Genomic DNA, 12,782 nt, shown 5'->3' on the forward strand with positions numbered 1-12,782 from the left:
ACGGCCAGCCTCCATACTGGCGCTGCCATGAAGACCTTCAAGACACGCCACCAATTCTATCTGCCGGACGATCTGTCGGAGGCTCTCGATCGGCTCTGCGCATCGTCTCACTCGTCGAAGACGGCCTTGCTCACGGAGGGGCTGAAGGCCGTGCTGGAGCGACGTGCCGGGCACGAGCTGGACCAGAGGTTCGGGGTGCGGTTGGATCGAATGAGCCGAGGGCAGGAGCGGCTCGAGAACAAGGTCGACCTTCTGGCCGAAGCCTTCGGAACGTTCGTTCACCATCAGCTGACTATGGTCGCGCACCAGCCGCCGTTCGACGAAGAGACGAAGCAGCTCGGGCTCAAGCGTTATCAGGCTTTCATCGACCTCGTGGGGCGACGCCTGGCGTCCGACTCGAAACTGCGGCTGATGCGATTGGACGAGTCACCCGGAGAGATTAGCAAGGGACACTAGGCCACAGCGATCTGCGACCGCTTGATTACCTAAAGGATCGATATCTGCTGCAGCCAGTTTAGGATGCCCTTGGCCAAATGTCGCAGCATCTCAACTAACTCCTCCTTGAACGTCACGCCGAGCGTGGCGGTCGTGCCCCAGAGCGCTTTCGCCATGTATTCGCGGGCCATGTCCTTGCCCTTGTCGAGGACTTTGGCACCTTCCTGCTTCGCCATCTGCAGGATCTTGCCCGCCCACGCGAGGAACGCACCGGCCCTCCCGATTTCCCGGGGGTCGGGCTTCCCCAAGCTTAGATCGGCCTTTAGCTCCTGTGCAGCCACCTCGATCTCAGGAGCAAGCCCAGGGTGCTTGTCGATAGGCCCCGGAGGCTGGTTGTGTCCCATGCCAGCCGGCGGGTCCTGCTTGCCGGTGTTCAAGGCAGCGAGCACTTCGTCGACGCCCGCGATAAGGTCGGTGCGCAGATCGGCTTCCTCGGGCGCGTCAAGATTGAATTCCGTGCTGTCCCTGGCGAGGTGGGCGATCTCGGACGCAAGCGGATCTGCCGCCGGACTGTCATCCGGCGCGAGGATAGGATCTAACTTCCCGCTGTGTACCGTCGAGAGGTGTTGAGCGTAGCGTCCGAGCTTATCCGGCCGGAGCGCTACCGCCCATTCGCCCTTCGTCTTGTCTTGCAGTGCGCCGCCGTCTGCGCCGGCCGATTTGAGGGTAGCCGCAGTGATTTGGATCGAGGGGGACGCGCCGAGCTTCCCGAGGCGGTGCTGCACGTCGAAGCCGGCAAAGACGCCGAAGTCGTCGCTCCAGCCCAAGATGAGTGTGCGCCCACCGGGTTCAGGCTCGAATCCATCGATCCCGGTGACCTGAATCCGGAATTCCGAGGCGGATCGACTTTTGCCGCCGTGGGAAAGATTCCAGATGTAAAGCCTCACCGTGTGGCGGACTCCCTCGCTCTCCATCGTGAAGCGCGCCGGATGCGTTCCGCCTTTGGTCAAGGGGGTCACCGTCCAACCGTCAGCGGCGATCGAATCCATCGCCCGGCGGATCAGCGCTTCCTTGTTGAGGCGGGCCATCGCTCTTCTCCCTATTCACCCTTGGTGGCGAATAGCACCCCGGCGACATCGGGTGGGAGAGCATCGCCTTTATCGAACAGGCGCAGTCCCTCATTCATGAGGTGCTCGACCAATCTATAAGGCTGAGTCTCGTCGGGAAACAGCGCCTCTACGACGGCTTTCAGGGCCGCATCGGAATCGACGCTGCCGACGTTCCACTTGGTGCCGGCGCCCTCCGTCGTGCCGCGCGCTACGCCGGAATCGATCGCGTGCGCCATGGCGAACTTGGCCGCCTCGATTTCGGAAGCGAAGAGGCCTTCCGACGCCAGAGCGGCGAGGACGCGCTCGTTCGCCGAGGTGACCCCGATGGTCTTCTTGTCCATCGTTCTCTCTGCGGCCATGACCTTCTCCTATCGCTTTACAAGTTCGGTGTGACGGGCAGACTGCCGTTCCAGCGACCATTCAGAACGGAGCCGGCCCTTGAGGGCGGCGCGGGCGCGGGCGGGCGGCAGCTCCTCTTCGTAGACCAGCAGAACGACCTGATCGGCCATGTCGGGGAGGACCTCAACGATGCGCGATCGGTGCCCCCCGTCGAGGCGGCCGAAAGGAGAGTCGATGACGATAGGCCCGCGGAGCTGGGCATTGTTCTGCAGCGCAGCAACCAGCGATAGGGCGACGACATGCTCGGCGCCGGCCGAGCGGACGGGAATGTCGCTCCCATCGCGGTGGACAATCGTCAGGCCATAACTGTCGTTGATGCGCAGACCCGCATAATCGGACTCGGTGGTCAGCTTTTGGAAGTATTTGCTGGCGTCGGCCTCCACGCGATGGCGCAGCTGGTCGCGGTAGACATCAACGCTTTCCTTAAACAGATCATAGAGCCGGCTCGCCAGGTCCCGGCGGCGGCGCTCGGACTCCATCTGGCCGCCGGCCAGCTTGTCCAGCCGCTTCTGGATGTTGTCCCGGTAGGTGGCGTTGTCGGCCAGCTTTCCGGCCGTTGCCTTGACCCCTTCCTCCAACGCCGCGATCTGCCGGACGACGGAGTCATATTCGCGGCGGAGGCCCTTGAGCTCGTCCTCTTCATCTCCAGTCAGCTGCTTGCCGATTTCCTCGATCTCTGCGGTCTTGGCGTAGATCTCGCGCTTGCGGGCCTCGAGATCGGCCCAGAGCAGTCGAAGCGCCTCGGGGTTCGCCTCCGCCAGCTGCGTTTCAAGCGCGTCGAGACGGCGGCGGACGCCGGCCAGCTCCCGCTGATCGGCTTCGCGCGACCCTTGCCCGCCCTGTGGCAAGAGACCCCGGATCTTCGCCTGGGCGTCCGGCGAGACGGTCTGGAGACAGGTCGGGCATGCTACATCATGGCCCTCGGCAAGGCTGTGCAGAACCTGAGCCCGGGTGACGGCGCTCTGCAGTTCCGCTTCCTTCGTGCGATGCACGGTCACGGCCGCCGCCAACTGCGGACGAATGAGCGCCGACCAGGCCGGTGCCATGGCCTTCGAGATGGCGTCCTTCTTCTTCTGGAGAGATTCGTCGAGGCTCGCGACCTCACCCGCCAGTCGGTCGCGCTTGTCGAGCAGCGAAGCCATGCGCTCGCGGCGGCGCATGTCGTCCTCGATCGCGACCTTCTTCGCCCTGAGGGTCTCGAGATTCTTCTCGTGCCGGAAGAGGTCCGACGTGAGAACCTCGCGTTCCTCGACAAGGCTCTGCAGCTGGTTGCCGAACTCTCTTGTCTTCTGGTCGCCCTGGGCGGCGAGGGCGACGCGCGCCTCAGCCCTGTCGAGCGCCGCCTTTAGGCTGTCGCGCGACCGCGTGAGCGTCGGCAGGCCCAGTATCCGTTCGATCGCCTGGCTGATCTTCGGGCCCATGTCGGTGTCGCCGTGCAGCAGGTCCTCATATTCCTGCAGCAGCTCGCCGTCGAAGAGGAAGAACCGTGCGATCTGCTCGGGCAGGATGCGTTCGAGCTCAAGGGCGGCCTGCTGCGCCGGGAGGATGTGCCCGCCACGCTCGAGATAGTAGTCCGCGACATAGTCGTCGTGGCCGGCGGGCACGTCGGTTCCGGACTTTGGTCGACAGGTCCGCGTCAGCCGATATTCGGCACCCGCGTGGGTGATCTGGAGCCTCACCTCGAAGCTTCGGGCGCCCTCCGCGCGAGCCTCCCAGTTGATCATGTCATGGAACGATACGGGCCGCCGGCCTCGCCCGATGATCTTCCCGAAGAGCGCGAAGCGAAACGCGTTCAACAGCGTCGTCTTCCCGCGCATATTCTCGCCGTAAAAGACGGTGACGCCCTCTTCGTCCGGAAGGTTGAAGGCCTGCTGGCCCTTGAAGGCGCCGAAATCCTTGAGGTGGAGCGATTTGATCCGCAGCATCAGTTGGACTCCGCCGCGCGGGCGGCGATGGCCTCGTCCACCGATCTTGCGACATTGTCGGCCACGACGCCGTCCGCGTGGAGGCGAAGGACCTCGAGAACCAGATCGCGGTCGATGTCCGGGTACCGTTCGGAACGCACCCTCTCGATCGTGTCCGCGACAGAGGCGTCCCGGTGGGCGTGGGCGTCGTTAGGCATCTGCCGTCTCCAATTCGTCTGTTTCGCTATCGTCGGATTCAAAGCCGTTCCCCGTGACGCTCGCCCAGTCGAAGCCGGTGGCGGCCGCAATGCGCCGAAGGTCCGCCACCGCGCCGGGATTGACGGCGTGGCTCCCGAACTCGATGGCGCGTGCCAGTTCGCCCTTAAGTATCGAGCCGCCCATCGCATCTTCGTCGTTCGCCTCAGGGACCACCACCACGTCGTGGAGGTGCGCCAGCGCCTTGCCCGGGAACCTGCGGAGCACGCGGCCGCGCCGCTGGATGAACTCGCGCGGGTTCTTCGACGAAGCCAGGATGAGGGCATGGGTGACCGCCGGAATGTCGACTCCTTCGTCCAGGCAGCGGATCGAAACCACCACTCCGCCGCGCTCGCCGAACACCTCCAAGGTCCGGCTGCGGTCACCGGGCATGGCGCTATGATATTCGTAGACGTCGTCCACCCCCGCCTCCGAGATGGATCGCTTTACGTCGGCGAGCTGGTTCTGGTCGTCGCAATAGACGATCCAGCGCTGGCCGCGGCGGTATGCTCCCGCCAGGACCTGGCCTGCAAGGGCAACCTTCGCCCGGGCGCCTTTGACGATCCTCGCGCGGCGGATCAGCAGCAGCTTGAGGCGGGCCGAGAGGCCGTCGGTGGCGTCTCCGCCACCTGCCATCGACCGCGCGTACAGGCGGCGAAAGTCGTCCGTAGCCTTGATCCACTCGGCTCGCTCGTCGTCCTCCAGGGCGACGGTGTGGACGTTGTAAGCATAAGGTGTCAGCGCCTTGGCCTTGATCGCATCCTGAAGCTCGAATGGCGGCGGCACGATCCCGCCGAAATAGCCCATGAGCATCGCGGTGCCGTCGGGATCTCCGGCCCGCTCGGGCGTCGCGCTGAGGCCGAGCCGCGCCCCCGTTTCGAGCGTGAGCAGCTGGCTTGCACTGGTCGCGCCTAGGCGGTGGACCTCGTCGGCTACCATGAACAGATGATCCCCGCCGACGATAAGGCCGCGAAACTGGTCACTCGACGCGGTCTGGATCGTGGCGAGGATCGCGCGGGAGGCTCCGTCTCCAGGACGGCTCCAAGTACGAAGCCGGGCCCCATCGCGCCACCGACCATGCCCGCCGCCACAGAGCATCAGCTGCAAACCGGTCCCGTCGAACGTCGTGCGGAGCTCCTCGTTCCACTGCTTCATGAGGAGGTCGCTTGGGACCAGGATCATGGGTATTTCGCGCCGGGCGAGCCCGTCGTTGATCGCGCAGAGCGCAGTGAAGGTTTTTCCGGAGCCGGTCGCGTGCTTCAGAATTCCGCGGCGCCCACGCGCCTCCCAGCCGTCGAGCGCCGCGACCTGATGCGGGCGTGGAGTCCGGCCGCCTGACCGCCCGGCCTCTGCCGACCAACGAGCCGCGTGCTCCAGCTCGAGACAGATCTCATCGACGAAGTCCGGCCAGCGCCCTGCGTCCGAGGCCGACACGATCGCGCTCCTGGCGGTGTCGGGAAGGGCGCGGACAGTGATTTCAGGCCACCGGTCGTCCCAAACCCGCTCGAAATACTCCGCCTCGTCGATGACGCGAAGTTCTTCCCCCTCGTCACGCCAACTGGCGAAGACATCCACCGATTCAAGGTTGCCGTCGCGCGCAAGGCCCGGCCAAGTCTCGTTCATGGACCCCTTGAACGCGACGCGATCGCCGAACCGGTCCTCGAGAATGCCGACCTTGTCGTGGAACAAGCGCTTTGGCCTGCCGCCGGCTTCCTTGCCGACCCAGGCGATCTTGCAGTCGATCACGCCTGCGGCGATCAGCGAGGCCAGAACGACGGCAGGCTTTGCCAGCCCCTCAGTGGCCATCAGCGCGTTGAAGGACTCGGCGATCGCACGGCCGGCTTCGATCTCCGCTCGCTCCGAATAACCGTCGCGGAGCGCCTCATGGTCGCCGTCGGAGAGAATGGGAGAGCAGATCAGGCGCATCCGGCCGCCTGCGGCGACGAATTCCTTGAGACTCGGCCACGCCAGCAGGAAGATCGTGCTCGAGAAAAAGCCGACGGCGCGGTCGTACTTAACGCAGGCGCGGACCGCGGGCAGGTAGAATTCCTCCGCCACGTCGTCTTCGGGCTTGTGGTAGGCCCGCTTGAATACGTGATCACGTAGCTTCGCCATGATCAGCCGCGAGCCATTCTGTCGCGCGTGATGCCGACGCGGCGGACGAGGCCGTCGGCCAACCGTGTGGGGGGGCAAGCCAGCAGCGTCTCGGTGACCGCGCCGCTGCCGGACGGCCTCAGCCGGCGCTCCTGCTCGGCGATCTTGCCGGCGGTCGCCGCGATGATGGTGCTGGCCTTCACCTGCACGTTTCGAGACCAAGCAAAGTCGGTATAGAGGCCCGCGTCCCACAGGATGAAGATGTCTTCCTCGGCGGCATAGCCCGCGAGAAGCACAATGCGGCCCCCCGTCTGATCGAAACTGGCACGTTCCCCCCGTCTTTGACCGGGGACGATCAGCTGAACCTTGTGCTCGCCGAGCGGTCGGCCTCCGGGTGGGCGCGTGGCGTTGTAGATGTAGAGCCGAATGCGGGAGGGCAGGGGCGAGAGGAGGTCCGCCTCGAGCGGCTTGCGGTCGAGGTCGGTGTGGGACCGCACGCCGCTGCCGAGCGCCTTGATGAAGCGGCGGTGGAGCTCGGCCTGCGAGACGCGTTCGGTGAGGGCATCGATACCTGACTCGGGCTCGGCGTGGTCATCAGGCTCGAGCGGCGGCGGCACGGCTCCGACGTACACCGGCGGTCCCGACTGCACACTCGTCGCCATGATTTCCGCCGTCACCGCCACCACGTTGCCGCCGGCGGAGACGCGGGAAAGCCAGTGCTCGAAATGCTCGCGCCGCAGCCGCCATTGGCCACGAAGCTTGAAGCCGGGGAGCTCGCCCGCGGCGAGCATGGCCGTGACGGTCCGCTCACCGAGCTTGAGCCGTGTCGCTATCTCTCGAATGGTCAGGATGTCGTTCAGAGCGGCCTCACGCTTGATGCCGCATATTGCGCAGCTTAGAAAGCTGCGCATCAGCTAATCTTCAGCTGGAGTCAAGCGACCGGTTCGTTCAACAGATTTCGGACCTGCTGAAAATCCGGGAACTCTGACCGCCCTTCCGACATCAGGCGTCGCATCACTTCCGCGTGGACCCCCTGAACGCCCCGCGCCGCGACCTCCGGGATAGCCGCCGCGTCACCGACCATGCGGGCAAGGTCGAGGGTGGCGTTCGCCACCGGTCGATCACGATTGATTTCGAGCGGCTTTCTGAGGTTCATCACGACGTCGAAATGGGCGACATTCTCGTGCCCGTCGCGCCCTTTGTAGCCTTTGTGACTTTGCTGCTTTCGGTCGAGCGACGCAGCTTCGTGAAACTCGAATCCGGCGGCCGAGGCCGCTTCGCTGAGTGATCGCCAAACCGCGCTGTCGGTATTGTGAAAGACGATTGTGGCCCACCCACCAGGCTTGAGGACACGCGCCATCTCGGTGAGGGATTGCGCCATGAGCGCGGAATAGTCGGTGAGCGTCTTTCCCCCGTCTGCCGGCTGAAGCGAGCGGTTCACGACGGCCTCGAGGGCCGGATTCGTCACGCGGCCGAGCCAAGCTTCCCAGATCAGGTTGCAATCGGCGTAGAAGATGTTGGAGCCGAAGGGAGGATCGGTGAAAACGTAATCGATGCTTGCATCCGCAATGCGGGAGAGATCGGTAGCGCTGCCGGAGAGAACCCGAGGAGGCTCGTCGGCGGAAGGGCTAAATGCAGCGTAATAGGCGCGCAATTGTCCAATTTTCTTGCGCATCACCTCGAGCACGTTCGCCTCGGCGGAGAGCTGCGGCACGTAAAGCGTGCCGGTAAGCGGCCGATGGCCGCCGCGGGCGTTGAACCTTCGCATTCGCGTGCCATGCCAAGCGGTGTTCGTAAAGGCGAAGGCTAAAGCTGCCCGAAGCCGCGTGTCCGGCTCGTCCTGGATGGCATTCCAAAGCACCCCGAGCGCCAACCGGTTCCGATCCGTATACATGTCCCGAACGGATCGAATCCCTTGCAGATGAAGCGCGCAGCGCTGGTACATTTCGCGATCGGCGCCGAGTGGCACATCGGGAAAGGGCACGTCCGAACTCTCCAGAGCGAAGGCATCGGCGTCGAGTCGGTCGTCGGCGGTGGCGGCCCGTTCCCCTCGCGACCCGTTAGCGCGCGTGAACGCAATCAGCGCCGGCTCATTGCTCACCACCTCGAAGCGCCGGCGATCGGCGCGGTGGGAGCATGTCGGGCACTCCGTTTCACGCGTCATGCGCCCAGTCTTCCGGTCCACTGTGCCCCACAACAGAAAGTCGCCCCGGCACTGGGGGCACCGGTGACGCGTGCTCCAGAGGGTCCACCTTATCGTCGCCGGATCGCCATTTTCGTCCCGGGTCGAATAATAACGGTCGAAGTCACTCTTCACTGCCGTGGCCACACGTTGGAAAGCAGCTTCCAGCTGTTCACCGTTGCAGGCGTGGGTGTGATTCCACGCGAGATGTGCGGCGGCCGTGGAAAGATCGCTCAATATGGCGCGGCGCCCCGCCATCGCTGCCGCGACGCCTGTCATTCCAGAGCCGCAGAATGGGTCCAGGACAACGTCACCCGGCCTGGTGAAGTGCTCGATAAACGGGCGGATCGCCTCAGGCGGCACCTTGGTGTGGTAGCTGTGGGCGTTGTAAAGCGCGGTATTGCGAGAGCCCGGGACCATGCGCTCTTCGGGAGGTCCATCGGGAGCCGGGCCGCCCGTCGTCGCTGGAAGCGGCTCGTCCGAGAAATATCCGGCGACGAAGTCGGCCATCTTCTCCGCGGCTTCAGGCCGACCGAGCTTCGCCCGCCGAGCCTCGATGCTGTGGATGGTGATCCCCGTGGCCGACAGATCCGACTGCAGCACGTCGCGCAGCACAGCGGTGTAGAGATGATCGGAGTCCGTCGCGCCTTCCGACAGAGCACGCTGGATCGAGGCGTCGACAAATGCTGGCGGAGCAGCTTCGCGCTTCCGCGCGGGCCGCGTCCGGTGCGCGAGCGTCAAGGTCAGATCTAGCCTCGTCACCCGCTCCTGTCCCAGTTGGCCCTTAACGCCTTTGATGGACGGCTGCCCCTTATTCAGCACATGGACGCTCTGGGTCTCTAAGCCTGCATCCGAGAGAGCGTCCTGTACTTCGGTCCAGACGCGGTCGTCGGTGTTGGAGAAGGCCAAGACGCCGCGTCCACCTCGCCGCATGATCCGGGCCGCCTCGCCAAAGGCCTTGGCCATGAGGTCACCGTAGAGATCAAGGTCCTTGCCGCCAGCTGCCCGCGGCCGCCGCTGGTTGACGACGATCTCATTCGTCTGGTCCGTCTGGGCGCCGAGCCATGCATCCCACAGCAGGGAGCTGTCGGCATAGAAGATGTTGGAGCCAAACGGGGGGTCCATGAACACTAGGTCCACGGCATCATCTGGAATGCATCTTAGATCAGTCGCCGAGGCCTGAAAGACCTGGGCTTGCGTGTTGATGCCTTGCCGCGTCTGATAGAACCTCAGCACGTCGGCCGCCTTGCGGCGGAAGAGGCTAAGGACGTTCCACTCGTAACGAAGCGACGACACATACATCGTCCCAGTCATGACGTTCGTCGGACGTTTGGGGTTCCATTGGTAGCGCTTAGAGGCGCGGTTGACGCATGCGGTGAACGCGAACAGTAGCGCCTCACGAACGCGACCCTCTGCCATTTGGACAATCGCGTGGCGCAGCGCCGCCAGTGCATGAAGATTACGTTTCGTGTAAAAACCGGCCGCGTCCGAGATGCCCATTGCCGAATGAGCGGAGCGCCACATCTCCCGATCCCTTCCGAAGGGAGCAGAGGGGATCCAATACGGTATGGTCGTCGCGTCCACCTCTTCTATTAGTGCCAGTTCCGCACCGGTCGGTTCATGCCACGTCATTCGCCTTCCTGCTCTCGAGACGTGGGTCCGCACGGGCTCCTCGCCAGTCCAAAGCAGATCCCCCTTCTCGAGTATTAGCGTGCACTCAGGGCACACGAGCTCCTTTCCCAACCCTTCATGCAAAGCATCCCAGTAGCTGATGTGGCTGCTGCAGCTGTCACAAATGAATACATCACTCCAGACGGTGTACTCGATCCGCTCACCTTGGCTGCCGATCGGGACGTACAGCCAGTCCATGGTCGCTGCGACCTCCTGCTCCACGAGCGATAGTGCTCGCTTAAAAGCGTCCGGATCGCATGGCGCAGTGTAGTTTCGGGCGATGTGCACGGCCGCGGGTGACAGATCAGATAGAAGCGCGTTCCGTCCCAGATCCAGTGCGGCGACCCCCGTCATCCCGGAGCCGCAGAATGGGTCGCTCACCAGCTCGCCGGGGCGGGTGAATGCCTCGATAAACGGAGTGATCGCCGATGGCGGGACCTTGGTGTGGTAGCTATGAGCGCGATAGGTCGTGCTCGCCTTTGTCACATGGATCAAAGGCGGGATGGAAGAAGAGGCACGTGACGCCCGCTTCTGACGTGAACCGGATCGCGGTATTGTAGCAGGCTCAGTCGGATAGACGATCGCGTCTTGCTCCGCCCACACGCGTACGGCTGCAGCGACAGCTGTCGCATCAGCCTCGATGGCTCCTTGCACGTCTTTGGGGAGGCGTCCGGCTTGCAGAAGGAGGAGTTCTGGCGGCAATCCCAGGATGGCGCTGAGCTTCCCAACCTGTTCCTCAGTTGGAACCCGCCTGCCGCTCTCGACGAGACTCAAGTAGCTCTTGTCCACGCCCACCTGGGACGCCAAGGCCGCCTGAGAGATGCCCATAGCCTTTCGGCGCCTCTGAATGTGCAATCCCGCCGAACTCATACGCTCTCCATGTCGCTGAGACTAAGGCGTTGACAAATTCAGTCAACAGCAGATTTCAGCGTAGACCGACAAGCCTTACGATACGCCGAGGGTGATTCCGCCAGCCACCATCCCTGCTAAGCCTCTGTGTCTGCGGGACTATCGGGGGCACCCACCACAGCCCTGAGGCCTTCTTCCAAGGTGCTGTTGCCGGCGCGGAGGATTGATGTTAGGGCCTTCTAAGCGCCTATCTCTATGCCTCACTCGCACCGTTCATGCTCATGCTCTGGGGCAAGCTGAGGCCCGCTCCGGATGGACATGCCGGCGCCGCGACACCAGTTCACGCAGTGAAGCTTTCTAGAAACGCGACGGTCGCTCGACGGCCTTTAGTAGCCGATGACGATCAAGCGATAAGGCATACGGATGCGGCTATGGCCGAACAGAGCGTCAGCTACCGCACACGTGTTCACGTAGTCCTTGCTGACGACATCACGACCTAAGCTCTTCCGCCGGTAGCCGAGCGGAACCGCCAGGATTAGGTTCTCGAGGTCCACCATAACCAAGGCTTGAACGAGATCCCGATAAACCGCGTTACCCAGCCAAGCACGTCCCGCTTCAACCTCGAGCCCACATCGCCAACCGGGATGAAAGGAATCAATTTCATATTGCAGAGCGGATGCACCATCTTCACCGAAAAATACGGGCCGCTTGACGCGGGATCTCCCTGCCTCGACCTCAAAACCAAGCTCTATTAGAGCTGGCGTAAGTGTTGCGAGAACGTCGTTGCTCTTAAGCCCTTTTCGAGCGGCTTGAGTGGAGATCGCCGGCTCCCACCGGCGGAACGCACTCACGATATCATGAACGAACGCGGGAGGCGGTTCGGTTCGTGGAAAGGTGGAGAAGCGGATGCTGCCGGTCATGCGACGAGAAGCATAGCCATAGCTCGGCCGCGGACCACCCCCTCATTTGCGGTTGAGCCGCTTCTCGTTTCGCAGCGTATGGGACCGCTCGTGGAGATCCCAGTATTGAAGCGCTTCGTCCAAAAATGTCCTAGAAAATATCCCGCTTGCGAAGCATGGCGGCAAGGTCCTCTGCTCTTCCGCTCTTATTGATCCGGTTTACAAGACCGACCGGCAATTCCTGCACGGGAGGCGCGCTACATCCTAGCCGACGATGACTTCATCCCCGGCGACCTCGCCTGGGCGGGCTTCGTCTTCGACAAGAAGACGACCCATGGCTTTCGCTATCGGAAGCTGCCCGGGCCCTAGTCCCTTTGAATCGTCGATCTCTTCGATGGTCCGCCTACGTCTACGACGACTGTTCGGAGGCCATTAGATCGCGTCGCTCCAGATAAGGCTTGATCGTGTCAGGAAGGGATTTGCCCGGACTGACCATCGTCAGGGCCGACAGTGCGTGCCCGATCACATGGTCTGGGTCGATGTCGCTATCGTCCATCGTTGCGAGCGGATCGTTGTCGGCGTGCTTCAGGAAATTGTACGGCTTCACGATGCAGTCGAGCAGCGCGCGCCGGCTCGCAGCGTCCAAGTTAATGATCAGGTCGGCTGCTTGCGTCACCTCGCCCGCTGCGATTCCGCCGATAACCTTTTCGATGACGGCGTCCATTTCTGCATTGGTCGGGAGATTGACCGGCTCACCCTTCACCCGCGCCGAGGCGATCGTGAAGGCGCCGATCTTGAGCACCTGCTCGACATACTCGTCGCCGGCCTTCTTGATCAGGTCGCGCAACACGTTCAGCGCTGACGCCGCGACGACGTGGATCGCCAACGGATCCTCGCCACGTTCCGCCATGATGATCGCGCTGACCACCAGGCGCTCGGCTGCAGTTGCCTTGTCGATTTCAGCCATATCTCCCCCCTTCGATAC

General features: G+C 63.3%; 10 protein-coding genes. 1 reads left to right on the forward strand and 9 read right to left on the reverse strand.

Annotated elements, in window-relative coordinates; all coding sequences use genetic code 11:
* Positions 1–27 precede the first annotated feature (27 nt).
* Positions 28–456: a CopG family transcriptional regulator gene (locus EKM57_RS18225; protein ID WP_129793960.1), complete on the forward strand. Its 429-nt coding sequence runs from the start codon at positions 28–30 to the stop codon at positions 454–456.
* Between the two features lie 29 nt (positions 457–485).
* Here EKM57_RS18225 and EKM57_RS18230 read toward each other — a convergent pair whose 3' ends face one another.
* The 9 genes from EKM57_RS18230 to EKM57_RS18270 form a co-directional block, all read right to left on the reverse strand.
* Entirely contained in the window at positions 486–1,523 is a 1,038-nt protein-coding gene (locus EKM57_RS18230) for a hypothetical protein (protein ID WP_129793961.1), read from the reverse strand.
* An 11-nt stretch (positions 1,524–1,534) separates the two neighbouring features.
* Complete coding sequence (locus EKM57_RS18235) at positions 1,535–1,903, reverse strand: hypothetical protein (RefSeq protein ID WP_129793962.1); 369 nt, start codon at positions 1,901–1,903, stop codon at positions 1,535–1,537.
* Positions 1,904–1,912: 9 nt separating this feature from the next.
* Positions 1,913–3,868 (reverse strand): AAA family ATPase, encoded by a 1,956-nt coding sequence (locus tag EKM57_RS18240; protein WP_129793963.1) that lies wholly within the window; start codon positions 3,866–3,868, stop codon positions 1,913–1,915.
* Positions 3,868–4,065 carry a hypothetical protein gene (locus EKM57_RS18245; RefSeq protein WP_129793964.1) on the reverse strand — a complete coding sequence of 66 codons (198 nt, stop codon included), beginning with the start codon at positions 4,063–4,065 and terminating at the stop codon, positions 3,868–3,870. The genes EKM57_RS18240 and EKM57_RS18245 overlap by 1 nt, the downstream gene beginning before the upstream one ends.
* On the reverse strand, positions 4,058–6,217 hold the full coding sequence (locus tag EKM57_RS18250; RefSeq protein ID WP_129793965.1) for a DEAD/DEAH box helicase family protein: 2,160 nt from the start codon (positions 6,215–6,217) through the stop codon (positions 4,058–4,060). Before EKM57_RS18250 ends, EKM57_RS18245 begins: the two co-directional genes overlap by 8 nt.
* Before the next feature lie 2 nt (positions 6,218–6,219).
* A complete protein-coding gene (locus EKM57_RS18255; protein ID WP_129793966.1) occupies positions 6,220–7,107 on the reverse strand; it encodes a helix-turn-helix domain-containing protein in 888 nt (295 codons plus the stop codon).
* 20 nt (positions 7,108–7,127) lie between these two features.
* A complete protein-coding gene (locus EKM57_RS18260; RefSeq protein WP_129793967.1) occupies positions 7,128–10,919 on the reverse strand; it encodes a DNA methyltransferase in 3,792 nt (1,263 codons plus the stop codon).
* Positions 10,920–11,284: 365 nt separating this feature from the next.
* The gene (locus tag EKM57_RS18265; RefSeq protein ID WP_129793968.1) at positions 11,285–11,818 is read right to left on the reverse strand and encodes a hypothetical protein; all 534 of its coding nucleotides are present in this window, start codon (positions 11,816–11,818) and stop codon (positions 11,285–11,287) included.
* A 388-nt stretch (positions 11,819–12,206) separates the two neighbouring features.
* On the reverse strand, positions 12,207–12,764 hold the full coding sequence (locus EKM57_RS18270) for a hypothetical protein (protein WP_129793969.1): 558 nt from the start codon (positions 12,762–12,764) through the stop codon (positions 12,207–12,209).
* Positions 12,765–12,782 lie beyond the last annotated feature (18 nt).

This window comes from Sphingosinicella sp. CPCC 101087 (assembly GCF_004151485.1).
GTDB lineage: Bacteria > Pseudomonadota > Alphaproteobacteria > Sphingomonadales > Sphingomonadaceae > Allosphingosinicella.